Raw genomic sequence first — 25,286 nt, forward strand, 5'->3', positions numbered from 1 at the left:
ATTGACCGGCTGGCGCAGGATGTCCTTGATAAGCATATGCAAAAGGGGGATAAAGTTGTATGAATGAAATCGTTATCATTATTGTTGCCTTGACGCTCGTCATCACTTACTACGCCACAAAACACACGAAAACCGCTAACGAATTTTACACGGCGGGCGGGGGCTTAAGCGGCTGGCAAAACGGCATGGCGATTGCCGGCAATTATTTATCCGCGGCTTCTTTCCTCGGCATTTCCGGAATGATTGCTTTAAACGGGATTGACGGATTTTTCTACAGCTTCGGTTATCTTGTCGCTTATCACGTTGTGCTGTAGTTTGCAACCATTTTGGCGGTGGTCTCCGGCCTTGTGCTTTCCGGTGCATCAGCATTTGTGCATGATATTTACGGCCAAATTGTTAAAAAAGGACAGGTGTCTGAGAAACAGCAGATGCTTGCGGCCCGTTATGCTTCCATCGGTGTTGCGGTATTTTCGTTGCTCGCATTGTTTGCGCAGGAAATGAACGTAGCTTTTCTCGTTACGCTTGCCTTTTGCGTGGCGGAGAGCGCAAATTTGCCGGTCATGATTTATACGATTTATTGGAAAAATTTAATACCGCAGGCGCGATCACAGGTATGCTTTGCGGCCTGATCTCTTCACTTGTACTGGTGGCGGTCAGCCCGAATGTGTTTTTCCCTGTTGAAGGGGCGGCCATTTTTCCGTGAACCCGCTCATCACGCTGACCAATCCGGCGATTTTTTCCGTTCCGATCGGATTTATCGGCTCCTATATTGGCTGTTGCTTCCAATAAACAGGATGCAAAACGGTTCGCGGAAGTAACGGTAAAAGCCAACACCGGATTTAAAGAGTAAGCAAAAGCCCCCGCTGTAATACGCGGGGGATAAATTTTTTAAACAAACCGGTTTACCGTTTCAAGCAGTTCACCGATTTTCCAGTTCCTTATCACCAAATCCGCCGCATAATCCAGTTCCGTCGGTTCCATGTTGACAATAACCAGCTTCGCGCCGTTTTTCTTTGCGGCAAGCGGAAACTGGTTGGCCGGCGTCACTGAAAGCGAGGAACCGAGCACGATAAAGAGGTCGGCCTGTTCCGTTTCTTCGCTTGCCTTGTAAAACGCATCAAACGGCAGGCTCTCGCCGAATAGAACGACGGAAGGCCGGATCAATCCGCCGCAAGCGCACTTGTAATCACCTTTCAGAAAGGCCGTATCCGGATACTCCTTGCCGCAGCGGTTGCAATGGCATTTTCTCAAAGTGCCGTGCAATTCGATGACATTGCTGCTGCCGGCATCCTGGTGCAGTCCGTCAACATTTTGCGTAATAATGGATGAAATCAGCCCCTGTTTTTCCCAAACGGCTAAAATGGTATGGCCGGCATGGGGCTCCACTTGCTGCTGGCTTTTCATCCGCTCGTAATAAAAATCAATAAAACTTTGCACGTTTTCATTCATCGCCGATACGCTTGCAACCGTTTCAGGATGCACTTTTTTCCATAACCCCTTTGTGGATGAACGGAAATCAGGAAGCCCGCTTTCCGTCGACATTCCGGCACCTGTAAAGACGGTCGTGTGCTTCGCCGCAACCAGGCTTTGGCTCAGTTCATGGATCACATAGCTTTCTTCATCTTCCATAATTGGCAAACGATCACTTCCCTTCTTCATCATATTTCCCTTCCCGGACGATATGAAGTTTCTTCTATATTCTATTTTACCAAAAACGGCAAAAAGGGAATAAACATTTACCTATTCACAAGGCGCACCACCGGCATTTACGGTGCGCCCTGCCCATTAACCTGCTTCTTCCGCCCGGTTTCCGTGCTGCATCTGATACATTTGGTAATACTTACCTTTTCTTCCCATCAGTTCCTCGTGGTTTCCCCGTTCAACAATCCGGCCGCGGTCCAGCACCAAAATCTGGTCCGCATTTTTGATTGTGGACAATCGGTGGGCGATGATGAAAGTTGTGCGCCCTTTTTTCAGCACATCCATTGCTTCCTGTATTAGCGTTTCAGTTTCCGTATCAATATTTGAAGTTGCCTCATCCAGTATTAAAATGGCAGGGTCAAAAGCGAGCGCGCGCGCAAAAGAAATCAATTGGCGCTGGCCGGAAGAAAGGGTGCTTCCCTTTTCGATCACCGGCTCATCCAGCCCTTTTTCAAGATTCCCAAGCACTTTATCGGCGCCGACTGCTTTTAAAACAGCGGCTGCTTTTTCCCGTGTAATGCGCGGATCGCCAAGACTCACGTTCGAATAAATGGTGCCTGTAAACAAGTACGGGTCCTGAAGCACAATCGCCATATGTTCGCGCACAGTCTGCCGGGGAAGCGACCGGATATCGGTGCCGTCAATGCGGATTTCGCCTTTCGTACAGTCATAAAACCGGAACAGCACATTCATGATCGAGCTTTTTCCGGAACCGGTATGACCGACAAGCGCAACTGTTTCGCCCGGTTTTGCTTCAAAATCGATGTCCTTTAGCACGTATTTATTTTCTTTGTAGGCAAAGTATACATGGTCAAAAACGACATGGCCTTTAAAGCGCGGCACTGCTTCGCTGCTAACATCTTCTCCTTTTTCGCCCAGCAGTTTAAAAACCCGTTCGCCGGAAACAATTGCCTGCTCCAAATTACCAAACTGGTTTACAATATTGCTGATCGGGTTAAACAACCGGTTAATATAATCCACATACGCATACAGCAGGCCGACCGATAGCCCCGAAACAAGCCCTGAAGCCGCATCGTGCCCGAAATACCAGAGGAACGAGACGAGCACCAAGTTTTTCAAAATACCGGTTAAGTTATGGGACGACAAGGAATTCAAAACAAGCAATTTTTTTTGGTAGCGGAAATGCGTCCCATTCAGTTTTTCAAAAGCATTCTTCGTTTGTTTTTCGCGGCGGAAAGCCTGGATAACCGGCATCCCCTGAATCGATTCATTGATCATCGCGTTCATTTCGCTTACTTTGGAACGGATCATGTAATTATATTTTTGTGCAAACTTTCTGTACACCCGCATCCAAATGAACAAAACCGGGATTAAAACCGTGCAGATCATCGCGAGCCTCCAATCAAGTAAAAGCATCGCAATATAGATACCAATGATATAAATGGCGCCGCTGAAAAAATTCGACAGCACGGCCACATACAGCTCATGGATGGCTTCCGTATCATTCGTAATGCGCGAAACGATTTTTCCGGCCGGCGAATTGTCAAAAAACTGGATCGGCAGCTTTTGCAGATGGCTGAACACATCGTTGCGCATTTTCTGGATGATCCGGTTTGCCGCTTTTTGCAGATAAAAATACTGTGCAAACTGACCGAGGCCCGACACAATGTAGAGGGCAAAATATAGGACTAGTAGGTTGATAATATATGGGACTTCCGGACTGTAAAAACGCAGCACTTCCGAATAAGACAACCGTACAGCCGGATAGGTTGTTGTTTTCCCGTTATAGGTGACATAGACTTTTCCGTTCCGGATTGAATGCTTTCCGTCGGTTTCCACTTTTCCTTCCGCGAAGTAAAAGTTTTTGCCAACCTGCACGATTGAAACCTTTTTCCCTTTTTTCTCCTCTTCAGACGCATATGCTAACCGTTTATAATAACGGCTTCCGTAGGCTACGGCCTGCGGTGACTTGGCCGTTTCCACCCACTCGCTTTCAATCCCGGTAATATGGTGGTCGATCATATTTTTTGAAACGATCGGACTAAGCACATCAGCACCAACCGCCACCATCAGCGCCGCCAAAGCGGTAATAATGATGCCTTTAAACGTTAGCGCATATTGGATAAGACGTTTGGCAGCCACTATGCTTTCACCTCCTCGTGCGACGCAAGGACCTGCTGGCGCATGTACTGCTCATAATACCAGCCGCGTCTTTCAAGCAATTGTTCATGCGTGCCTTCTTCCGCTATCCGGCCCCCGTCCAAGACGATAATCCATTGCGCATGTTCGATTGCCGACAGCCGGTGTGTCGCGATGATGGTCGTTTTATTTTGCCGTTCTTTCCGGATGTTCGCAATGATAGCCGATTCCGTTTTCGCGTCAACTGCAGAAAGGGCATCATCGAGGATTAAAATTTCCGGGTTTTTTATCAGTGCCCGGGCGATCGAAATCCGCTGCTTCTGGCCGCCGGATAACGCCACGCCTTTTTCGCCGACAAGCGTATCCAATCCGTTTGGTAACATCCCGATATCTTTTTCAAGAGCGGTAATCCGGATCACTTTCTGTAGTTCTTCTTCCGATGACGTGTCTACGCCGAAAAGAATGTTTTCTTTTACCGTCCGGGAAAACAGGATATGATCCTGCGGCACATATCCGATCCAGCTACGGACTTTCCCTTTTTCCAGTTCCTCGATTGGCATCCCGGAAACCGAAAGCACCCCGCTCCCAAGCGGATATTCGCGCAACAACTGTTTAATCAGCGTCGTTTTGCCGCTTCCGGTTTTCCCGACAATCCCGATGGTGTCGCCTTTATGGATATGCAAATGGATGTCCCGCAAATTCTTATTACGGGACTGCGGATATTGGAATGAAAAATTCCGGAAGTCGATCTCATCCGGGTTTTCAACGGTTTTCGGCACATCCGGATCTTTCACATCTTCCTCGTACCGCAATGTTTCCTGCACGCGGTCGAGTGAGGCATTGCCGCGCTGCATAACATTCATCAGCTCGCCGATCGCAAACATCGGCCATGTCAGCATCCCCAAATACACATTAAAGGAGACGAGATTCCCAAGGGTGATTTGCTGCCGGAAGACCAAATATGTGCCGTATGCAAGACCAATTGTATAACTCAGCCCGGTAATGATTTTCGTGAGCGGATTAAAAAGCGCATCGATTTTTTCAACCGCGATGTTTTTGTGATAAACGTCTTCTGTCATCATCCGGAATTTCGCTTCATCCGCCTGTTCCTGATGATAGGCACGGATGACGCGGACGCCCGCCACCGACTCCAGCACGCGGTCATTTAAGTCCCCGAATGCATCCTGGGCAACCGTAAAACGCTTATGGATTTTTTCGCCCAGCACTTTGATGCCTGCCGCAAGAAAAGGGAGCGGCAATACGGAAACGAGCGTTAATTTCCAAGATACAAGCAAGCCCATCGTAATGATGATCGTTAGCATATACATTGTCGAATCGACAAGCGTTAGGATACCGAAGCCCGCCGTCTGCGATACCGCGCGCAGATCGTTCGTGGCACGCGCCATCAAGTCCCCCGTCCGGTTTTTCTCAAAAAAAGGGGGCGCCATCTTCAAAAAATGGTTCATCAGCCGGGAACGCAGCGTTTTTTCCACGATAAACGCACCGCCGAACAAATTGTACTGCCATATGTACGTCAGCCCGTACAGCGCAGCCGCAATGGCCAGCATTCCGGCAATATAATAGGTAAAAATTTGCGCCGTCATCCCCCCGTTAAAAATCTTATCGATGGAATCGCCAACAATCATCGGCGGAACGACTTCCAACAAATTCACGATGCAGAGCGCAAGAACCGCAATCGTATATCTTTTCCAGTATGTTTTAAAAAACCAGCGCAATTTCCCCAGTACGCTAAACAAACCGTCGTCCTCCTTCCGAATTTTCTTCTATCCGCTCTCTTTCTCAGCAAAATTGAAAAGCCAAACCATTCTTTTCCTCATTTCCTCTCCTTCTCTTTTGCCGGATAATATGAGAACAGCCTGATCAGCTGAATTCCTTTAAAAATGCAAAAAAGCACAGCACGCTCTTTATGACGAGCAATACTATGCTTTCATAAAAATGCGCAAGGCGACGCACACAACATGCCATGCGGCTTTCTTGCAACTTAAAGCCCGGTCAGGCAGAAACCGCAAAGGCTGCGTGCATATGGAATTGTGCAAATTTTTGCGGGTTTTGCATTCTTCTCATCGCACGCAGCCTCCTTTCCGTACTTTATTTTAGTAGCCATATTGTAGCACGCCTGCCGGAATCCGTCAATGGATTTTTGGGAAAATTTTCATCTTTGTAATGTTTCTCAAATTAATGATGATGGTGATGACCGTGCTCGCGCTCAATCCTCGGATTCGTGATGACAAACTCTTCCTGCGGGACATAAAAATATTGGATCCAGATGCCGTCCAGAAACGATTCGCGGGAATCAAGGAGAATATCAATATCCTTGTCTGTTTTCACAATTTCGTCATGCTCCCCCGGCGTATCGAACATAATGCCGTAATGGGCATGATCGCCATGCATATGGGTTACATAAACACGGATCATTCTCCCTTCCGCCTCTTCCAAGTTCAGCATATTCTTTAACACTTTTGCTGCGTTGCGATTGATTTTTACTTTCATCTTCCAACCTCAATTCTATCGATTTTGCTTCTTTATTATGCCAGAAAAAGCGCCAATCTCAAAATGGGATGCATTCTTCACCATCTTAATATTTGCATATCCAAAATATTTGTAGTATCATATTCCTGTTTTTATAAGAATGAAAAAGATTGAAATGGATAGCCTGTCGGAAAGGTTTCCTATTACGAGTGAGGCGAATGAACGTATGGCTTTATCTAAAAGAACAGTATTTTTAACGGCAATTGCATCCGGAACGATGTTGAACCCGCTGAACTCATCGATGATTTCGCTCGCCCTCCACAGCATCCAGAAAGACTTCCATTTAAGTTTTCCAACGGTGTCATGGCTGATTTCATCCTTTTATTTGGCAAGTGCAGTCGCACAGCCTGTGACGGGGAAAATCGGCGATATGATTGGGTGTAAAAAAATATTTCTCGCAGGGCTTTTGCTCGTTGCGGTTTCGGCATTCGGAGCACCGCTTGCCCCGGCATTTTTCGTGCTGCTTGTGATGCGCTTGTTCCAGTCCATCGGTTCAAGCGCGATTTATCCTTCAGGGGTGGCGCTGATCCGCAAGCACATTCACGAAAACCAGGCTTCCGCTTTGGCGGTGCTGTCGATTTTCGCTTCTGCCATGACTGCGCTCGGCCCGACAGTCGGCGGCCTTTTGATTGGTATCGGGGGCTGGCCGTCCATCTTTCTTGTGAATTTCCCTTTTATCGCGGTCAGCTTGTTGCTCGGCTGGTTTATGATTCCGAAAGACCTGGCAAAAAAAGGTGCCACATTGAAAAACGTGACCCACCAGCTGGACTGGGCGGGCATCTTCCTGTTTGCAACCGGGCTAGTCCTGCTGTTATATTTTCTATTAACACTTGAAACAGCGGTGCGATGGTGGGCGGCAATTTCCGGCACCGTTTTGCTGGCTTTGTTCATTTTGTATGAATTGAAGTCGAAAACGCCTTTTATCGATGTCCGCTTTTTGGCCCGTCATCCTTCTTTAACAATTGTGTATGTCCAGTTTATCGTACTGAATTTATTTAACTACTGCTTATTTTTCGGGCTGCCGAGCTTTTTCCAGGACGGGCTGCATTTTAGCGTGCATACGAGCGGCTTAATGATGCTGTTTATGTCGGGTGCAAGCATTCTCGTTTCCCTCGCATCCGGTAAATGGATAGACGCTGTCGGTACAGCCGGCCCGATCCGAATTGGCGCCCTCACCATGATTGCCGGTTCCGTATTAATGGCGCTTTTCTTTGTCAACGCACCGGTTTGGCTCATGGGCATTATCCTGTTTATTCTCGGCATCGGATACGGCATCGGCAATGTTGCCCTCCAGGCCGCAATGCTTGAAGAATCCCCGGAAAATATGGTCGGCACCAGTTCCGGCCTTTTTCAGACATGCCGGTACTTAGGTTCGATCCTTTCTTCGGTCGTGCTGGGGATTGTGTTTGCCAGCCAAATTACACCGGCAAAGTTCCTGCTGCTTGGCATTATTCTGATCGCCGTCAGTGTGGCTTCGTTTTTGATCAGCATCAAGCCGAAGCGGGCAGGGGCAGCCGCTTAAAAGTGACCTTCCCATGCCGGGATAATATGATGATCGCGAAATTTACCCGTTTTCACACATGTTGCAAGCTATTTATGCAAATGTTCATAAATTTCACAATCAGCAAAAAATTACGCAATTTGAAAAGGGGTGTCCCTTGCCGGTTACCGGTTTATCGGGCAGCCCCTTTTTATTATGTACGCCTTCCCTTCAACAAGCATAAGGCCATCCCCGCAAACAGCCAAAGCAGCGAGAAAAGGATTGCGACGCTTGAAAATGCAATGATATACAAATTATAAGCCGCAATTTTGGCGATAAGATCATCCGTATGAAAACCAAATACAAAGGAAAGCAGATTCAGTAATACGATTACTCCGAAAATTGTCACGCACCCGTTGAAAGCACCTTTTAAATCTGCCGCGCTTAACGCAATATGCGAAGAAATGCATACGGCAAGCAAACAGTAGAGCCAAAAACGTGGGTTGGCGAAGTTTTCTGTTGTGAACAAATGTTGTGTGACTGCGGCGATGGACCCGCCCAACAAAGCAAGGGAACAGCCGCCGCTCTTATCTTCGCGGACCATGGCATATACGGCATCAACAAAAGGCACGTATGATTCCGGCACTAAAATATGCATCCCGAGAGTCAAATTTAAAATCCCCATAAACACAGGCGCCGTTCCGATAAAAAAATTTCCAACTTTTTGGTAAATGCTATTTGGATTGTATTGGTGGCTGACATACCCAAGCGTCCCATCCCCGCTGTTCAGCTGCAGCCATCTGATCTCCGTAATGCGGTGCCCGAATACAATGCACATGAGGGCGTGGCTGAGTTCATGGGCGGGCGTGCCGAGCCATGCTGTTGCGGCTATGCCCTTCCAGCCGAACGCACGGAACCAAACTTGTACCGTCCATTTTTCAAGAAACCCGAGCATAAACCCGACCAAAATAATGATCCCCAGAAGATTTACCAATTCAACCAGGCTGAGCAGTAAAAGATGCAGAATGGTTTGCAATACATCACCCCGTTTCCTAGCATTTTAATGCTGTAACACCTTGAAGTCAAGAAATCCTTTTTATCCGTTGTTTGAATTGTTTTTTTAATTAATAACAAACCAGGCGGGCTCATGGATTTTGAAAAGAAGTTTGTGTTAGGAATTTTTCAAGGGGACTGCAGCTCTTTCTCCTGCTGTTTCTACTTTTCGCCGATTTTCGAATCTTTCCGCTGATTTTTCCGGAGTTTCCACTGATTCTGCAAAACAGGTCGGGAAATTGGTCACAGATTGTGAACTACTCCGAAATTCACGTTCTTTCACGCGAGCCGCAAGCCTCCTTATGTAATGCCTCAGCACGATCCCGCCCCGGCCTGCTTTTCCCGCAGAAATCTCTCGTAAAATTTGCTATCACCAATTGCAATGCATTTTAAAAGGGGTGCCCTTGCCAATTTGCCGGCTTGGGACAACCCCTTTTTTTATAGAACATTATTTTAACTCGTTCAGTAAATTTTTGCTTTGCTTTTTAGCCGGTTCTTCCGCAACTGAAGCCGCGTGTCCGACGCCAAACACGTAATAGCCGGCGACAACAACACCGAGAAATACGATTCCGGCGATCAAGGAAACTTTTGTTTCAGGGTTAAACCACATGCCGATTAATACCATAAGAAGAAAAGCAATCGTGAAATAGTTGGAAACCGGTGCAAACGGCATTTTGAAAGGATGATCCGCCATTTTGGCCGTTTTAATTTTCCTGAAACGGATTTGGCTGATTAAAATGACGAACCACGGCACCATACCCGGAAGCACGCTTGCGCTGTATACATATACAAATAAGTTTTTCGGCGCGATATAACTTAAAACGACGCCGATCAAAAGGCCAGCGAGAACTCCAACCGTCCCCAGAAGCGGAACCCCATTCCGGGAAACTTTCGTGAAAATTTTCGGAGCCTGGCCGTTCACCCCGAGCGTATATAGCATGCGCCCCGCACTATAAATCCCGCTGTTGCAGCCGGATAAAGCCGCTGTAATAATAACAAAGTTAATCAAGCCGGCCGCAGCTGTAATCCCGATTTTAGCAAAAGTCGCCACGAACGGGCTGCCAATTGAATTGAGTTCATTCCACGGATAAACAGTGACAATAACAAAAATCGCGCCAATATAGAAAATCAACACGCGCCATATGATGTTTTGGATGGCGCTCGTCAAAGTTTTCCGCGGATCCTTCGCTTCGCCAGCCGTAATCCCGATTAGTTCGACTCCCTGATAAGCTCCGATGACCAAAGATAATGCAAAGAAGAATCCTTTTGCTCCGCCTGTAAAGAAACCGCCGTGCTGCCAAAGATTGGAGAATCCAACGGCATGCCCCCCGTTACCGAATCCGAAGAAGATAATGCCGAGGCCGGCGACAATCATGAGAACAATGGTAACCACTTTGATCATGGCAAACCAAAACTCAAACTCGCCAAACGATTTTACGGAAACTAAATTGGCGGTGCCGAGAATCACCATCGCAACGAATCCCGGAATCCATGCCGGCAAATGCGGAAACCAGAACTGCATGTAGGAACCAACAGCAATAATTTCCGACATGCCGACAACGACCCACTGAAACCAGTTGCTCCAGGCTGTTATAAAGCCTGCAAGCGGATGGATATATTTATGGCCGAAAGTGGCAAATGACCCTGTACTCGGCTCAACGTATATCATTTCACCCATGGCGCGCATGATAAAAAAAATAAAAATGCCGGCAATGGCGTATGCCAAAAGAACTGACGGGCCGGTCCACTTGATCGTGCTTGCCGAGCCCATAAACAACCCGACGCCGATCGTGCCGCCGATCGCAATCATTTGGATATGGCGCGCCCGCAAGCCTCTGTTTAATTCTTTTATTTCCATGCCTTTCACTCCAGCTACAATCTTGATCGTGATATGGTTTGCTGCATTCATGAATACACCAATCTACCAAAAATTCTTAAAACATATAAAATACCTTTATCAGTTTTTGTAACAAGTTACTATTTCATTTTAGTATGTTTTCTCTAAAAAAACAATTGTTTGTAGCGAAAAAACAAATATTTTATTATTTTATAATAATACCTTTTTTAAAAATAGATAAAAAACGAGGATAACATTGGCCAAGTTATCCCTCACTCGCTGCTAATGGAAGATGCGCTATGTCCGCTTCTATTTTTATACAAAAATAGAAAAAGACCGTTCCAAACTTCTGGAACAGTCATCTAAAGTTTATTTCAATTTTTTCGCAAGTGCGAAAATGTCCGGTGTCCCAAGCCCTGTAGCCTGGTTGTAAACTGTTCCCGGCGTTCCGGTGTAAAAACCGTTGTCATTTGTCGCACCTCTATCGTTTAGCGGGTGCAGCGGCGAATCTTTCTGGACGGCAAAACGATAAAGCTGCGGGTTCCAGAAACCTGCTTGCGAACCATTTGCACTGTTGATCAAAGCGGAAAGGCCGCAAAGCTGCGGAGAAACAAAGCTTGTCCCGCCGTAAGTGGCATAACCCGCATATGCTCCCGGTTCCCCCGGATCGCTGAAATATACAAGATAACCAGTGTACGGGTCGGCGTTCATGCTGATATCCGGCAAGTTCCGCCCTGTTCCGGTGCCTTTTACAATCGTCGGCGTTTCGTCACGGGTAAGGGAAGATTCGTCGCTGTTCGGCGTCCATTGTTTTACGCCTGTAAACGTATTGACACCCGGCACTTTCTGCTGGTAATACGGCGTCGCAAACACTTTGCTGAAACCGCCGCCGCCCCCTGCAAGGTACCGGCTTGCCCATGAATCAACATTATTGAAGCCGCGTGCATCAAAATAGTCATAGAGATAATCCCAGCCCCATGCACGTTCTTTGCTGTTGGTGACATCAATATTATACGTATTGGAATGGAACGTAAACGGCAATGTTGTTCCACCCGCTGCCGTAATGTACGGGCTGTCCGCCGGTGTGTCGACAGACAAGGATGATGCACCTGTAACGCCTGACGTTAAACCGAATTCCTTTACCGCATCATACGCCCCTTCATCCCCTGAAGCGGCGAACATGCTGATACCCTGGGCGGCAGCCTGCATAAACAACTGGTTAAACACTTCTTCATATGCAGGTGATTCTTCTTCCAATTGCACCAAATAATTTACAGCCATTTCGCTTTCGCCCCAGCTGACGGAAATTTGCTGTGCTTTATTTTCATCGATGGCTGCGGCAAATGCATCGGCAAAACCAGTATCCGTGTTTGGCCCAATATATACGCGGATATCGGCTTGCGGTGCCAAAGCACCCGACTGCTCAACATCGAGCGTCGTTTCATCATATCCGTCCCAACCTGAACCGCCGTCCACATTCACTTTTGTAATCCGGTCATTTTTCACAGAAATTCCCTGCTGTTGCCAAAAGCTGTAAGCATCTTCCGTATTAAAGTCGGCAAGGGTCACAATGCCGATCGTTTGGCCATCCCCGGCAGCGCCTTTGTCGTAAAGCGGCTGGACATGATATTGTTTTATGAGATCGTTTGGCGTTAAGTTCAGCGGGCCGGTTGGAACACTTTCACCTTTACTTAACGGAACCCTTTTCACTACATGAGAACTGAAATTCGAATAATTGGACAACCCTAAAATGCAGAGCAGGTCATGCCCGATGCTTGCCGGAACTCGCGGTTTGTCTTTTGTTCCATGGAAAGTTTTTCCTTTATATTTTTCTTTTTTCAATTGAACCGAAAATGCCTTGTTAAATTGGCCGGCCGTCCCGTTGGCTTTAATGATTAAGTGATTCGGCTCAACGCTTGTTGCAATACCATAACTTTTTAAATAATCCGTTACTTTTTTAATTACTTGCGGTTTGGCGCCATATGATTTACTAAAATCGGAAACTGATAAATAATCTCTATAATTCTTGTTTCCCGGTGTCGTCGTTTCCTTGATGAATTGCGCCAGCTTGTCCTTATTTTGGATTTTCATGACCAAATCGACTGAAACTTGGGTATCCCCCGGCAAATCCCCAAAAATTTTTGCGTCTTTCGGGCTCCCCGCCTGCTGGACGTTTACAGTGCTGTTTGTCTGCGCATGCGTAACAGGCGGAACTGCGCCGAAAAGCAGCAACGAACTGACGGCAATACACCCTGCAATTTTTCTCCACCTTTTCATCCCTATTCGCCTTCTCCCTATGGTATATTATTACAATTTGGATTATACGCTTCCATTAGAATTTTAACAATAAACTTTCATTTGAAAATATTATATTTTTCCACAAAAAACGCGTACTATAAAAAGTACGCGTATCCGTTTATCAGCGTACAACGGCTTTGATCAACACCGCTTCCCCTTGAAAGGTTTGTACCAGTCCATCCTCTATCACAATATGAAAATGGTTATTGATTTTTTCATTTGATGCCAATATGAAACGATTCAAATTTATTTTTTCTTTTTCCGGCAGGTTCATTTGCCTGCACCACTTTTCAAAATAGAACGTTTTTCTGAAAATGCGCATTTCCACTAAATCAAATCCGCCACATTCCAGCATCCGGACCCATTCCGATTTTTTCCATGCCCTGAAATGGCTGTAATCGCGACATTTTTCTATCGTATTATAAAATTGATCGAGTTCATCGTCTTCCGGAGCGACATTGTCGTCCAGAAGAAACTGCCCACCCTGCTTTAACACACGCTGCACTTCTCTGACAAATCCTTTTACATTCGAAAAATGGTGCGATGCAATGCGGCAGGCGGCGATGTCAAATACCCTATCCGGAAAAGGAAGGTTTTCGGCATCCCCTTGAATAAACGTAACGTTTTGATGCCCGTTTCCCCTGATAAAATTTTCAGCAGCCTTTAGCATTCCTTCCGTTAAATCGAGTGCCGCCACTTCCGTCACAAGCGGTGCAAAAATATTAGCGGTATGCCCGCCGCCCGTTGCGATATCGAGGAACTTTTCGCCGCCTTGAAGCGAAGCCATTTCAACAAGCATCTGCAAATCTTTCCCCTCGCGGTGGATCGCACTTTCCACATAGCTTTCCGGATTTTGGCCGAATTGTTTTATCACATCCTGTTTATTGTCCATTTTCCATCCCCCTCGTATATTATTTTTAGGCCCTTGTTTCGGAACCTGCATTTTCTACTTGCCTGCAGTAATAAGTCAAATTTCTTGGGTGTCCCGGGATATTTCTAGATAATGAGAACAGGATTATTTGGGACAATTCTTTCTCCTCCCTCATTTTTACTATACGACCGGCTGGGGAAAAAGCCATTTCCATTTTCAGATCAGCTGCCATAAGCCGGACTTATGACAAAAAACAGCCAAGAAATACTTGGCTGCCGGTTACTTTTTTCTTTTTCCGAGATCATCGTTCGGCGAGTTGCCGGTTCCGGCTTTTGCTTTGCTGTTTGGCGTCCCGTAAATTTGATTGTCTTTTGTGACTTTGGCGCCTTCCAGAAAATCATCTTTCGTTTTCATGAAGACCCTCCTTTCCGATCCAGTTTGCCGGGATTTACCGCAAGTTTTGAATGCATCGGCTCTTTTTCAAAACTGATTTCAACCGTTCCCGAATGTAAAAAGCGACTGTCCGCCCCGTTTATCTTTCTTGCCCATTGTCTCACTCCCCTTTCCGCTTATTTTAATATTAGCCGGGGATGGAAAAACATACAGCCATTCATTTCCAATCTTAATGACAAAGAAGTAAAAAATTCCTAATAAACAGAAACTGATGTTCTTAAGATATCGATCCTGGGTAGCAGGCTTGCCCTTTTTCTTGTAAAATCGATAGTAGCAATACAGAAAAGAGTGGTTTTCTTGTTTAAAATTTTGATCATTGAAGATGATAAGACGCTTTTTCGGGAAGTAAAAGAAAGGCTCGGGCAATGGTCATTTAATGTCTCAGGGGTTCACGATTTTCATAACGTAATGGAATCGTTCGCGGCATTTCAGCCCGATCTTGTCATCATTGACGTCCAACTGCCAAAATTTGACGGTTTCCACTGGTGCCGGTTGATCCGCGCGCATTCCCATGTTCCAATTATTTTCCTGTCTTCGCGCGACCACCCGACTGATATGGTGATGGCGATGCAGCTCGGGGCTGACGATTATGTGCAGAAACCTTTTCATATCGATGTTTTAATCGCCAAAATACAAGCCACTCTACGCCGGGTGTATGCATACACAAGCGAACAGGCTGTTTTGAAAACATGGTGCGGGGCAACGATTGACTTACAGAAAAATACAGTGGAAAACGAACATGGCTGCATTGAACTGTCCAAAAATGAAATGTTCATCTTAAAGTTGCTGGTCGATCAGAAAAACCGGATTGTCAGCCGCACGCATCTGATTAAATGTTTATGGGATGATGAACGGTTTGTCAGCGATAATACACTGACCGTCAATGTCAACCGGTTACGGAAAAAGCTCGGGGAAATCGGGCTCGGCGATTATATTGAAACAAAAGTAGGCCAGGGATATATGGCGCTTGAAAAGGACGGGATGTTATGATCCGGATGTTTCTGGATGAAAGGAAAAGCTGGCTGATGATTTTTATTACGCAACAGCTGCTCCTTTTGTTCATTGCCTCCATCGACCGGCAATTTGCTGTGCAATCTGCCTTCTATATTATCTTTTTAAATTTGGTCATCTTTCTTTTGTTTTTGCTGTACCGTTATCGTAAAGAAACAAAATTTTATGCTGGCTTAAAAGACTGGGACGAAAGCCTTGACCTCAATGAATTAGAGAAACCTGACAGTCCTTTTGAAAAATTGGTTGAAACGGCGTTGGTCGCACAAACGGAAAATTTAAAAGCGGACACTGCCCGAAATGTTGCCATGCTGGAAGTGGAAAAGGACGAATTAACAGCCTGGGTCCATGAAATCAAGACACCGATGACCGCCATGCAGTTGATGATCGACCGGATTGAAGATGAAAACACAAAAGCCTCCTTAAGCTATGAATGGCTGCGCATCCACCTCCTTCTTGACAAGCAGCTCCATCAGAAACGGATTGGCAATATGGAAAACGATTTATATATAGAGAATGTCGACTTGAAACGTTTGATTCATCAAGAAATTAAAGCATTGCGGTCGTGGTGCATCCAAAAAGGGATTGGTTTTGATATACAACTTGACATACCGAAAATAGTGACGGATGCAAAATGGCTCGCGTTTATTCTTCGGCAGCTGATCACAAACGCCGTCAAATACAGTGAAGGGACGGATATCACGATTTCCGGTGAATTCAAAAATGGCCGCCTGCATTTGGCAGTGGCAGACCACGGGTGCGGCATTGACCCGAAAGATTTGCCGCGAATCTTTGAAAAAGGTTTTACCTCAACAGACCGCAATCAAAACACGGCTGCAACCGGGCTTGGGCTGTATTTGGCCAAAAGGGCGGCGGAAAAATTGCATATACGGCTTACGGTCCAATCCGCGCCCGGCACGGGTTCCACCTTTACACTCATTTTTCCGCGCAAAAATGAATTCCAGTACATTACCGGCATGTGACAAAACTGTCATATGCTTTTCTTTATTGTTAGGAAAATCGAAGGAAGCTTTCCGCAGGCTTTTTTATAATGAAATCAGTTAAGAGAGGAGGATACAAATGATTCTTGAAGCCAAAAATATTTATAAATCATACGGAAACAAATGGAACAAACAGGAAGTATTAAAAGGCATTGATTTAAGTATTGAGAAAGGAGAGTTTGCAAGTATCATGGGCCCGTCCGGTTCCGGCAAAACAACTTTGCTTAATGTCCTATCTTCGATTGACCATGTTAGCCGCGGCTCGATTCAGATTGGAAGAAAAGAACTTACAAAAATGAAAGAAAGGCAGCTGGCGGAGTTCCGGAAACGCCATTTAGGGTTTATTTTTCAGGAGTACCATTTGCTGGACACGCTGACGGTGAAGGAAAATATTTTGCTGCCGCTGTCTGTAAAAAAAGTTTCAAAGCACGAGGCGGACCAAAAGTTTCTCATGATTGCCGAAGAACTTGGCATTTCCGACATTCAGGACAAGTACCCGAATGAAATTTCAGGCGGACAAAAGCAGCGGACTTCTGCCGCCCGCGCTTTTATCCATGAACCAAGCATCATATTTGCCGATGAACCGACCGGCGCGCTCGATTCAAAATCCGCTTCCGATCTACTCAACAAGTTAAGCCGTTTAAATGTAAACAGAAAAGCGACAATCTTGATGGTGACACATGACGCGGCGGCAGCAAGCTATTCAAACAGGGTGATATTTATTAAAGACGGACAGATTTACTCCCAATTGCATAAAGGAGCAGAATCGAGGCAGGATTTCTATCAGGCGATCCTAAAAACTCAGGCTGTGCTGGGCGGTGTGGAGTATGAGCGTTAACGGCTTAATTTACCGCAATTTCAAAAAGAATCTTCCGCATTATGCCCTGTATATCTTTGCGCTTGCCTTCAGTGCGGCACTCTATTTCGCCTTTGTAACGCTGCAGTATGCGCCTTCTTTAAATGAAGTAAAGTCTTCCGTAAAGGGACTTGCGGCGTTTCGGTCAGCTTCCATTTTACTGGTTGTGATTGTCGCAATCTTCCTGCTGTATGCCAATCATCTGTTTATCAAAAGGCGCAGCAAGGAAATCGGTCTGTTCCAGTTAGTCGGCATGATGAAGAAAGAAATATTTTGGATATTCAGCGTCGAAAATTTTCTGCTTTATTTTGGTTCGCTTCTGATCGGGATTTTCTTAGGGTTTGCCGCTTCAAAGCTGCTCCTGATGATCTTATTCAAAATTTTAAATATCAATATCAGCGTTGCCCTAAATTTTTCACCGAAAGCTTTCGTGCAGATATTGTTTGTTTTTACCCTGATTTTTATTCTTGTGCTATTGATGAATTACATTTTTATCAAAAGGCAAAGCATTTTAGGACTATTCCAGGCTGTTACGGCAACGGAGGACAAATCCGGAAATATCTCGGGATTTGAAATATTCTCCGGCATTTTGGGATTTGTATGCATTGCAGCCGGCTACTTCATATCCTCAAAATTATTTGACGGTGATATTACGACGGTCAATGCCCTTTTTACGTCCATGGCTTCCATTCTGGCGCTCGTCATATTCGGAACATATCTTTTTTACAAAACATCAGTCCGCTTTGTATTTCATCTCATCCGCAAAAAGAAAGACGGTTATTTAAACATTAACGAAGTAATGTCACTATCGACAATCATGTTCCGTATGAGATCGAATGCTGTGCTGCTGACGATTATTACGACAGTGTCGGCGCTTGCCATCGGGTTATTGTCCTTGAGCTATATCACCTATTATTCCGCTGAAAAAGCAGCGAGGAATGCCGCAGCGGCAGATTTTTCATTTACAAACGCGAAGGATGCGGAGCAGTTTGCGCAAAAACTACGCACCAACAAAATTCCGTTCAGAAAAAAAGAAATTGCAGTTGTGCAGGAAAAAGCAGATTTAAGCAGCTTGTTCCAAGTTGACACAAAAGATTTAAATCTCAACCCAAAATCCGTGCAGGTTTCCGTGATCAGCGACCGTTCGGTGATAGGGCTTGATGTGAAGCCGGGGCAGGCCGTATTATCCGGCTATGTTGATGCACTCGCAAAGTTTATGCCAATGAAGTCGTCCGGAAACTTTGAGTTAACTGGAAAACAAAAAACAGCCACGCTTCGCTGTGTCGCACTCCGGAAAGAACGGCTCCTATCCAGTTATTTTTCAAACGGAGGCATGCCTGCTGTGGTTGTAGACGATGCCCTTTTTAGAGGCTTGCAAAAAGATGCGGATCCAAAAATTCAACGTTCTTCTTCCCTGTTTATCAGTGTAAATCTCAGCCGTAATCAAGATCTTGAAAAAGCCGGCCGCCTTTTCCGGAATATTCGCTTTAACAGGAATGATTCAAGTTATTCGAGCCCGGCAATGATTAAACAACAAAAAGAAAATATGGGGATCGTAATGTTTATTATTGGATTCCTGGGACTTACTTTTTTGGTCACATCCGGCTGCATCCTGTACTTTAAACAGATGGAAGAAAGCGAAGAAGAAAAACCAACGTATACGATTTTACGGAAACTCGGGTTTACTGATCATGATTTAGCTAAAGGTATCCGAATAAAGCAGCTGTTTAATTTCGGCATCCCGCTTTTGCTCGGCCTGCTGCACAGTTATTTTGCAGTTCAATCCGGCTGGTTCTTTTTCGGCTCTGAACTCTGGGCACCGATGCTGATCGTGATGGGGCTCTATACCTTGCTGTACTCGGTGTTTGCCTTGCTTTCTGTGGAAGGATACAAGAAAGCCATCCGGGATGCTTTATAATTTATAAACCCCTTGGCAGCCGCCAAGGGGTATTTTTTCTTCCGTCACGACCCAAACGGTTTCCCAGCGTGCTGCTCCAATGTCCGCCGGGTAGTTGATGCCACCCGGGATGTAATCTGTTCAATCAATGTCCCCATGTCGCCTGCCCATACACGGTTTGGTTATGCTGTCCGGACTCGATGCCTGGAAGAGAGGGGGTTCCGAAAGCAGCGATCCGCCGGCATCCCAGGCTTTTTACGATTATAAAGAAAAACGATGATAAGTCAAAATTTTTCAAAATCTCAGTTGACACCTTGGATTAATTGGGTTAACATTCTAAATCATAGAAAATATTTCATAATTCATTCATACTTTTTAAAAAGGTTGAGGGGTTAGGCCTGGGAATTACCGACAACCTAAGTCCTCTCCCAGAGGTGTATCCTGCAAACATGAATTGAAAATGAAGAGGAGGTAGTTAAAATGAAGTAGATAAAAAGGTAATCAGGATAAATGTTTATTTTTGCATTTATTCCTAGTATCCCAATTTTTATAATTTCATTTATAAAGGAGTGTCTCAAAATGCCAAGTGATCTTCAATTAGAACGGCAAGTACCAAAACAAAGCAGATGGGTATCATTGATTCAAAAAGAAGACTGGTGGACCGTTTGGATCGGTTTGTTTTGAGTCGTTTTCGCAATTATTCTCTGGCTGGCAGGACCATCCATTACATTATTCACCCCTCAGATTCCGACCTGGTCGGATTTTCATTCGTTCACTTCCGGTTTGACGCATAACCTTGGGAAGATTTTTCTTTTATTTATCCTGTTGGCCGTACTTTTTTCAATCGCCGTATCTTTTCAAGGCGTAAAGGTAACCCATTTTATCGCAGGGTTTCTTTTGCTGTTTGTTTTAAGTGTTCTTATCAATATATTCAGCGCCTGGAAATGGGCGGGCCAATACGGGATAGAAGCACCCTTAGCAGCACTTGTTTTGGGCCTCTTCATCGGAAATCTTGTAAAAATCCCTGTTTGGTTCGATGCTGCTTTACGGACAGAGCTATATGTTAAAACCGGAATCGTCCTTATGGGGGCAACCCTTCCTTTTACTATGGTTGTAAAAGCCGGGCCGGTTGCCTTCCTCCAGGCCACCATCATTGCCGTTGCCACTTTTCTCATTATATATTTTACTGCAACCAAATGGTTAGGCCTCGATAAAAGGTTCGCGGCAACACTGGGCGCGGGCGGTTCTATCTGCGGGGTATCGGCTGCAATTGCAATGGGAAGTTCGATTAAAACGAAAAAAGAACATGTGTCGATTACCATTTCATTAGTTGTCATTTATGCGATCGTATTTATATTCCTATTATCTTTTCTTATTAAATTATTGGAAATCGAATCGGGACCGGCCGGCGCCTGGATTGGGACTTCAGAATTTGCGGATGCAGCCGGCATTACCGCAGCCAGCGCTTTTGGCGATCAAGCCCTTTCTTCTTTTACATTAATGAAAGTGATCGGACGTGACATGTTCATCGGGATTTGGTGCTTCGTTCTGGCCTTTATCTCCATCACATTTTGGGAAAAAAAGAGTGCCGGGACAAAAGCGAATGCAGGACAAATTGTCTCCAGATTTCCTAAATTTGTTCTTGGATTTTTTATTTCATCGATTCTGCTGACATTGTTACTTGCGAACGTTTCTTCCGGCACACAGGAAATCATCAGTACGGATGTAACTGCCCCCATTAAAACAATCCGGACATGGGCATTTACATTTACCTTTTTATCGATCGGCTTAACTACCCGTTTCAAAGATTTGACTGCTGTCGGATGGAAACCTGCTGCTGCATTCGGGATCGGTGCGATCATTAACGTCATATTAGGGTATCTGTTATCCGTTGTCTTTCTACATGCTTTTTGGTCAAATATTTAGGGGCATAGGGAGATGCGTATGAAACGAGAAAACGAAACCTGTATTCAGCACATAAAAGTGTCCCTCCCCTTCCATCCTAAGAAGGCTGCTGATCCGAACCAAGCCGGCAAATGCCGGCGGATGATTGAACTTTTACAGAAAACAAATGTAAATTGGAAAATTCACAGAACCCAAAACCTGATTGTACTGGAAACCACAGATCTTGATTTCAATCGTCTCACCGAGTTTTTATCCAAAAACGGCATTGGAGAAACAGATTATGATCTGTCCGTTGAGTATGAACGCAAATGGGGGCTGCTTTAGCAGGATCCAGTGTCTCAAAAAATAATCGCCATTCAAAGAAAGAATCTCCCCGGTAATGAAGGAGGATTCTTTCTTTCAAAAGCTATTCATGGCTTTTTATGATTCCAAAAGTTTTTCCCATGCCAACTATTTGATCTTAACATCCATGATCGCTGAACAAGCGCGAAAAATGGAATCATGATCAACACTTCTATCTGTTCCTGCTTCCAGCAAACCATAGTGCTCTGTTCTGCTATTTTCACCGTTTATCCATGCAATGCTTAAACCGGTTACATGGTCGTGATTCATACGCTCTTTTATTTTCAATTCACAATTGCCCCCGCAATCCCCATCTTTTTTCAGCAAACAAAAAGCTTTTCTTCAATCGTCGCTGTATATACCAAACCGGATTGATGATTCTTATAAAGAAAAGGGTTCTCCTCTTCCATATATAAAGTTGATTCAACTGCAGGTTAAATCATTTACTTTTACTATGGAATTTTTGAATTTCTTCAAATACGACAAATGCAAGGTCACCATTTCCAAACAGGGATAATACATTCAATACCGTGTCATTGCTGATGTCCCCCGCTTCTTCTTTTGGCAGCGTACGTTCAATTGCTTTCTTTAACAACAGGTTTTTTTCCTGCCTCGGGTAGGCGCGTCTATACAGTTCTTCCGGATCAAGCCCGTGATTGACACACCATTGGGCAAAAACAAGAACCATTTCAGCCGGTGCAATTCTTTTTGCAGGTTCAGAAATTCTTCCGGGGTAAAAGAGCTCCCGTCATCCAGCTTAACCGGTTTTTGTTTTCTGATCCATTTGTAGATTGTCGTTTCAGACAGGCCATATTCGCTGCAGATCTGTTTTACTGGTGTTCCAGTTTGATAAAGCTCAACCACCATTTCTTTAAATTCAGCATGATAACTTTTACGTTTTTCGCTTGTGTTACCCATATCAGGACACATCCCTTCGTTAATATTATATTTCACTAAAGGGTGTCCATGAAACTATACTAGCATCAGTCCAGCAGTTGCAGACTAGACATTTTGCCTCCTTTAAAAGATAATGGTTCTCTTCCCCTTCCCGTAACGTGCCGTATACAAAAATGCGGATTGGTTGATTCAATTTTGTTATCCTTTCTAAAAAACGTACGTTCCTTCCTCATGTCAAATTTGCTGCAATGCCTGCCACACATCTTGCTTCAAATCTTCAATATGCTCAACTCCGACTGAATAGCGGACAAAATTCGGCGGAATTCCGGCAACTTTCATCTGTTCTTCCGTCATCACCCCGCCCCACATGGCAGCAGTATGGACGGCAAGAGAGTCGACGCCTCCTAAACTAACCGCATTGAGCGAAAGTTGCAAAGACGCTACAAACCTTTCCGTCGCTTTGTAACCTCCTTTTATTGCGAATGCAATAACAGCCCCGAAACCGCTCATCTGGCTTTTTGCCAAATCGTGCTGCGGATGGCTCGGCAATCCCGGGTAAAATACTTGTTCAATTTGCGGCTGTTCTTCCAAAAATTCCGCTAAAGCGAGGGCATTCGCATTAATTCTTTCCACGCGCATTGGAAGCGTCCGTAGTCCGCGCAATAACAGCCAGGCATCCATTGGCGATAGTACCGAACCGATTGAGGTATGTGTACGCCAAATTTGTTCAGCCAATTGTTCACTTGTACAAATGGCGCCTGCTGTAATATCATGGTGCCCGCCTAAATATTTTGTCACACTATGTATGACAATATCAACGCCGAAGTCATGCGGGCGCTGGTTGATCGGTGATGCAAAAGTGTTGTCTGCTGCCACGAGAATGCCGCGCGGGCGTGCGAGATTGACAACAGCGCGCAAATCCGTGATAACAAGTGTAGGGTTTGCCGGCGTCTCAACCATGATTAATTTTGTATTCGGCCTAATCGCTTCTTCAAATGCATGAATATCCGATTGTTCGACAATAGTGACTTCCACGCCAAAGCGCGGCAGCATCTCATCCATAATTTTCGCGGTGCTCATATAGTGCCGTGTCTGGGCAATCACATGGTCACCCGCACGCAACAAGGCAAGGAGCGTTGTGGAAATGGCCCCCATACCGGAACCTGTAAGAAGGGCGGTTTCTGTTCCTTCCAACTCCGCAAGAATTTTTGCGGCACGTTCATGTACCGGATTGCCGTATCTTGTATAATATTCGGGATGACGCGGTGTTCCAGCCATTTTTGCAAAATCAGCGGAATCTTCCGCTTCAAATGTGGCGGTATAATAAATGGGCGGAGATACCGGGCCGCCTTTCCTGCCATCCGCGTGGATCACCACGGTTTCATTGTGGCGCCAGTTCTTTCCGGCCGGTTTCAAACTTTCTTTTTCCATTCACCAGGCTCCCTTCTGCTTCTTTCAGTGTAGTTAAAGAATAAATTTTCAATCAATTGTTATTATTATACCAAGAAGTAATATTTAGGTAAACATGCAGTTAAATAAAACAGGCTTACACAATGAAAAAACTTCGAGCCAAGCCTGGTGTCATGATAAAGATTTATTTTAACTGTCCTTTTTGGTTTACAGTAAGAAAGAATATGCACATATAAAAGGGACCACCATTTGGCGCCGGTATCCCTGTTATACAGCAGCACTGCAAGATTTGCAGTAATCCTTGGGAGAAATAACCCTTCGACCATTGGGTATAGCGGGGAGGAATATTTCTTTGTAGAAGAATTGCCTCCTACTCATAAACAATGACCTTCCATGCGTGGCTGGTGAGTTATTTCTTTTTTGTTGCAAAAATCACAACAGATCACTGATACAATCAACACTACAGATGCCTGCATCGAAATCGATTACCTTTTTCGGGCCAGAAAGAGAAAATCGATTTTTTTATGTTTACATTCCCGCAGCCTGCAGTTTTGCCTGTTCGAGAACGTCTTCGACTGCTTTCGTTTCTTTGTTTGGCGGGTAGCCGTGTTTACGGAGCACTTTTTTGATAAAGAGCCGCAAGCGGGCCTGTGCCTGTTCTTTCTTATCCCAGTCGTGGGTGCGATGTTCTTTCACCGTTTTTGGACAAGTCTTTCGCAATCGCGATCAAAACCTCGTCTTCAGTTTCGCTCGTTCCGAGATGTAATTCCAACGCGCATCGGCAGGTACCCAAAAAATTACGTCCGCCGTGTAAGCGTAGCGGTCTTCGGCAAAATACGGATCCAGTTCCATCAGTTCCTCCCATTTTTCCTGGAACGTGTCCGACACGTATTTTAAAAAGATCAACCCTAATACCACATGTTTATATTCAGCGGCATCCATATTGTTGCGCAATTTGTCCGCCGCTGACCATAACTTTTCTTCAAAACCGATTCTGCCATGTACAGTAAACTCCCTCTGGAATATGTTTTTATTTTTATTATAGCAAAAAAGCCACCCACCATATGGGAGACTTTTGAAAAATGCATTTTAAAATGCCAAAAGTTCAGTTTGATGTTGCGTTTTTTATAAATTAATACGGCTTCCAAGTATAAGGTGTTTGCGAATTTTCCATAAAATTCTTACGATTTATATTCGGCAATTGAAAACAATATCAATGTCAGATCTGGAGCTTTTGGCCCCGCTGATTTATGAAAAAAAGAACCGGAATTTCCGGTCCTTTTTTTAAAATCCTCCTTCATACGGCGTAAACGGGATTTGCAGCCTGTTTTCCAAAACGCGGACGCGCTGGTTTACACGCTGCAGACGGCGCTGGAGTTGCTGGATTTCCCTGTCCTGGCGCTCATTTTGCCGTTCCAGCTGGTTAATTCTGCGTTCCAGCCGCTGGAATTGTGGCAGCTGCAATTGCCTGTAAGGATCATATGGCTCCTGATAATAATCAGCCGGGCTATACGGATCGTGGTAAAATTCATACACTGGGCATTCTCTCCTTCTTGGTTAATCATTATAAATTACGTAGGCGTTCATAATAGGTCACGGTAAATGCCCAAATTCCCGCAGCCTAAAC

Annotated in this window: 23 protein-coding genes and 2 pseudogenes; 8 read left to right on the top strand and 17 right to left on the bottom strand. The window is 45.1% G+C overall.

Annotated features, from left to right (window positions below; translation table 11 throughout):
• The first annotated feature begins 59 nt into the window (after window positions 1-59).
• Window positions 60-850 (top strand): annotated as a pseudogene (locus BpJC4_RS11510) (solute symporter family protein).
• Window positions 851-888: 38 nt separating this feature from the next.
• Here BpJC4_RS11510 and BpJC4_RS11515 read toward each other — a convergent pair.
• The 4 genes from BpJC4_RS11515 to BpJC4_RS11530 form a co-directional block, all read right to left on the bottom strand.
• Window positions 889-1,629: an NAD-dependent deacylase gene (locus tag BpJC4_RS11515; RefSeq protein ID WP_151681754.1), complete on the bottom strand. Its 741-nt coding sequence runs from the start codon at window positions 1,627-1,629 to the stop codon at window positions 889-891.
• Window positions 1,630-1,785: 156 nt separating this feature from the next.
• Complete coding sequence (locus BpJC4_RS11520; protein WP_151697929.1) at window positions 1,786-3,804, bottom strand: ABC transporter ATP-binding protein; 2,019 nt, start codon at window positions 3,802-3,804, stop codon at window positions 1,786-1,788.
• Window positions 3,804-5,558 carry an ABC transporter ATP-binding protein gene (locus BpJC4_RS11525; protein WP_151697930.1) on the bottom strand — a complete coding sequence of 585 codons (1,755 nt, stop codon included), beginning with the start codon at window positions 5,556-5,558 and terminating at the stop codon, window positions 3,804-3,806. The genes BpJC4_RS11520 and BpJC4_RS11525 overlap by 1 nt, the downstream gene beginning before the upstream one ends.
• A gap of 439 nt (window positions 5,559-5,997) precedes the next feature.
• The gene (locus tag BpJC4_RS11530; RefSeq protein ID WP_151697931.1) at window positions 5,998-6,312 is read right to left on the bottom strand and encodes an iron-sulfur cluster assembly accessory protein; all 315 of its coding nucleotides are present in this window, start codon (window positions 6,310-6,312) and stop codon (window positions 5,998-6,000) included.
• A gap of 205 nt (window positions 6,313-6,517) precedes the next feature.
• Here BpJC4_RS11530 and BpJC4_RS11535 point away from each other — a divergent pair, with 205 nt between their 5' ends.
• Window positions 6,518-7,873 carry an MFS transporter gene (locus tag BpJC4_RS11535; RefSeq protein WP_151681743.1) on the top strand — a complete coding sequence of 452 codons (1,356 nt, stop codon included), beginning with the start codon at window positions 6,518-6,520 and terminating at the stop codon, window positions 7,871-7,873.
• A 172-nt stretch (window positions 7,874-8,045) separates the two neighbouring features.
• Here the strand turns inward: BpJC4_RS11535 and BpJC4_RS11540 are convergent, their stop codons facing one another.
• The 6 genes from BpJC4_RS11540 to BpJC4_RS16845 form a co-directional block, all read right to left on the bottom strand.
• Complete coding sequence (locus tag BpJC4_RS11540) at window positions 8,046-8,867, bottom strand: hypothetical protein (protein WP_151681742.1); 822 nt, start codon at window positions 8,865-8,867, stop codon at window positions 8,046-8,048.
• A 135-nt stretch (window positions 8,868-9,002) separates the two neighbouring features.
• A complete protein-coding gene (locus BpJC4_RS16180; protein ID WP_172968362.1) occupies window positions 9,003-9,167 on the bottom strand; it encodes a hypothetical protein in 165 nt (54 codons plus the stop codon).
• A 165-nt stretch (window positions 9,168-9,332) separates the two neighbouring features.
• A complete protein-coding gene (locus BpJC4_RS11545; protein WP_151697932.1) occupies window positions 9,333-10,742 on the bottom strand; it encodes an amino acid permease in 1,410 nt (469 codons plus the stop codon).
• A gap of 348 nt (window positions 10,743-11,090) precedes the next feature.
• Window positions 11,091-12,998, bottom strand: coding sequence for a S53 family peptidase (locus BpJC4_RS11550; RefSeq protein WP_151681739.1), 1,908 nt, complete (start codon window positions 12,996-12,998; stop codon window positions 11,091-11,093).
• Window positions 12,999-13,140: 142 nt separating this feature from the next.
• Complete coding sequence (locus BpJC4_RS11555; RefSeq protein WP_151682013.1) at window positions 13,141-13,911, bottom strand: class I SAM-dependent methyltransferase; 771 nt, start codon at window positions 13,909-13,911, stop codon at window positions 13,141-13,143.
• A 258-nt stretch (window positions 13,912-14,169) separates the two neighbouring features.
• Entirely contained in the window at window positions 14,170-14,304 is a 135-nt protein-coding gene (locus BpJC4_RS16845; RefSeq protein WP_259371268.1) for a hypothetical protein, read from the bottom strand.
• A 336-nt stretch (window positions 14,305-14,640) separates the two neighbouring features.
• Between BpJC4_RS16845 and BpJC4_RS11560 the strand changes: the two genes are divergently transcribed.
• The 6 genes from BpJC4_RS11560 (at window position 14,641) to BpJC4_RS11585 (ending at window position 21,334) form a co-directional block, all read left to right on the top strand.
• Entirely contained in the window at window positions 14,641-15,333 is a 693-nt protein-coding gene (locus tag BpJC4_RS11560; protein WP_151680898.1) for a response regulator transcription factor, read from the top strand.
• Entirely contained in the window at window positions 15,330-16,334 is a 1,005-nt protein-coding gene (locus BpJC4_RS11565) for a sensor histidine kinase (protein WP_151697933.1), read from the top strand. The genes BpJC4_RS11560 and BpJC4_RS11565 overlap by 4 nt, the downstream gene beginning before the upstream one ends.
• Window positions 16,335-16,431: 97 nt before the next feature.
• Window positions 16,432-17,190: an ABC transporter ATP-binding protein gene (locus BpJC4_RS11570; RefSeq protein WP_151680900.1), complete on the top strand. Its 759-nt coding sequence runs from the start codon at window positions 16,432-16,434 to the stop codon at window positions 17,188-17,190.
• A complete protein-coding gene (locus BpJC4_RS11575; protein WP_151697934.1) occupies window positions 17,180-19,126 on the top strand; it encodes an FtsX-like permease family protein in 1,947 nt (648 codons plus the stop codon). Before BpJC4_RS11570 ends, BpJC4_RS11575 begins: the two co-directional genes overlap by 11 nt.
• A gap of 876 nt (window positions 19,127-20,002) precedes the next feature.
• Window positions 20,003-21,031: a YeiH family protein gene (locus BpJC4_RS11580; RefSeq protein ID WP_253693705.1), complete on the top strand. Its 1,029-nt coding sequence runs from the start codon at window positions 20,003-20,005 to the stop codon at window positions 21,029-21,031.
• A 12-nt stretch (window positions 21,032-21,043) separates the two neighbouring features.
• Window positions 21,044-21,334 (top strand): hypothetical protein, encoded by a 291-nt coding sequence (locus BpJC4_RS11585; RefSeq protein WP_151680902.1) that lies wholly within the window; start codon window positions 21,044-21,046, stop codon window positions 21,332-21,334.
• 126 nt (window positions 21,335-21,460) lie between these two features.
• Here the strand turns inward: BpJC4_RS11585 and BpJC4_RS11590 are convergent, their stop codons facing one another.
• The 7 genes and pseudogenes from BpJC4_RS11590 to BpJC4_RS11620 all read right to left on the bottom strand — a co-directional run bounded on the left by BpJC4_RS11590 (window position 21,461) and on the right by BpJC4_RS11620 (window position 25,195).
• Complete coding sequence (locus BpJC4_RS11590) at window positions 21,461-21,679, bottom strand: hypothetical protein (RefSeq protein ID WP_151680903.1); 219 nt, start codon at window positions 21,677-21,679, stop codon at window positions 21,461-21,463.
• A gap of 112 nt (window positions 21,680-21,791) precedes the next feature.
• Window positions 21,792-22,040, bottom strand: a complete 249-nt coding sequence (gene yxiS, locus BpJC4_RS11595; protein ID WP_151697936.1) for a protein YxiS — start codon at window positions 22,038-22,040, stop codon at window positions 21,792-21,794.
• Window positions 21,941-22,306, bottom strand: coding sequence for a transposase (locus BpJC4_RS11600; protein ID WP_151697937.1), 366 nt, complete (start codon window positions 22,304-22,306; stop codon window positions 21,941-21,943). The genes yxiS and BpJC4_RS11600 overlap by 100 nt, the downstream gene beginning before the upstream one ends.
• A 177-nt stretch (window positions 22,307-22,483) precedes the next feature.
• Window positions 22,484-23,680 (bottom strand): trans-sulfuration enzyme family protein, encoded by a 1,197-nt coding sequence (locus BpJC4_RS11605; protein WP_151680907.1) that lies wholly within the window; start codon window positions 23,678-23,680, stop codon window positions 22,484-22,486.
• Between the two features lie 507 nt (window positions 23,681-24,187).
• The gene (locus BpJC4_RS11610) at window positions 24,188-24,379 is read right to left on the bottom strand and encodes a type I restriction enzyme endonuclease domain-containing protein (RefSeq protein ID WP_253724316.1); all 192 of its coding nucleotides are present in this window, start codon (window positions 24,377-24,379) and stop codon (window positions 24,188-24,190) included.
• 24 nt (window positions 24,380-24,403) lie between these two features.
• Window positions 24,404-24,652 (bottom strand): annotated as a pseudogene (locus BpJC4_RS11615) (type I restriction-modification system subunit M N-terminal domain-containing protein); the annotation flags it as partial.
• 291 nt (window positions 24,653-24,943) lie between these two features.
• A complete protein-coding gene (locus tag BpJC4_RS11620) occupies window positions 24,944-25,195 on the bottom strand; it encodes a hypothetical protein (RefSeq protein ID WP_253693708.1) in 252 nt (83 codons plus the stop codon).
• Between the last annotated feature and the right edge of the window lie 91 nt (window positions 25,196-25,286).

Source organism: Weizmannia acidilactici, from assembly GCF_008974185.1.
Taxonomy (GTDB): Bacteria; Bacillota; Bacilli; order Bacillales; family Bacillaceae_C; genus Weizmannia; species Weizmannia acidilactici.

Bases quoted from the DNA above. Each gene is read 5' to 3' on its own strand.
- BpJC4_RS11565 (WP_151697933.1), top strand. From the start codon at position 15,330: ATGATCCGGATGTTTCTGGATGAAAGGAAAAGCTGGCTGATGATTTTT.
- BpJC4_RS11605 (WP_151680907.1), bottom strand. From the start codon at position 23,680: ATGGAAAAAGAAAGTTTGAAACCGGCCGGAAAGAACTGGCGCCACAAT.
- BpJC4_RS11575 (WP_151697934.1), top strand. From the start codon at position 17,180: ATGAGCGTTAACGGCTTAATTTACCGCAATTTCAAAAAGAATCTTCCG.
- yxiS (WP_151697936.1), bottom strand. From the start codon at position 22,040: ATGGTTCTTGTTTTTGCCCAATGGTGTGTCAATCACGGGCTTGATCCG.
- BpJC4_RS11585 (WP_151680902.1), top strand. From the start codon at position 21,044: ATGCGTATGAAACGAGAAAACGAAACCTGTATTCAGCACATAAAAGTG.
- BpJC4_RS11555 (WP_151682013.1), bottom strand. From the start codon at position 13,911: ATGGACAATAAACAGGATGTGATAAAACAATTCGGCCAAAATCCGGAA.
- BpJC4_RS11570 (WP_151680900.1), top strand. From the start codon at position 16,432: ATGATTCTTGAAGCCAAAAATATTTATAAATCATACGGAAACAAATGG.
- BpJC4_RS11545 (WP_151697932.1), bottom strand. From the start codon at position 10,742: ATGGAAATAAAAGAATTAAACAGAGGCTTGCGGGCGCGCCATATCCAA.
- BpJC4_RS16845 (WP_259371268.1), bottom strand. From the start codon at position 14,304: ATGAAAACGAAAGATGATTTTCTGGAAGGCGCCAAAGTCACAAAAGAC.
- BpJC4_RS11515 (WP_151681754.1), bottom strand. From the start codon at position 1,629: ATGGAAGATGAAGAAAGCTATGTGATCCATGAACTGAGCCAAAGCCTG.
- BpJC4_RS11550 (WP_151681739.1), bottom strand. From the start codon at position 12,998: ATGAAAAGGTGGAGAAAAATTGCAGGGTGTATTGCCGTCAGTTCGTTG.
- BpJC4_RS11530 (WP_151697931.1), bottom strand. From the start codon at position 6,312: ATGAAAGTAAAAATCAATCGCAACGCAGCAAAAGTGTTAAAGAATATG.
- BpJC4_RS11535 (WP_151681743.1), top strand. From the start codon at position 6,518: ATGGCTTTATCTAAAAGAACAGTATTTTTAACGGCAATTGCATCCGGA.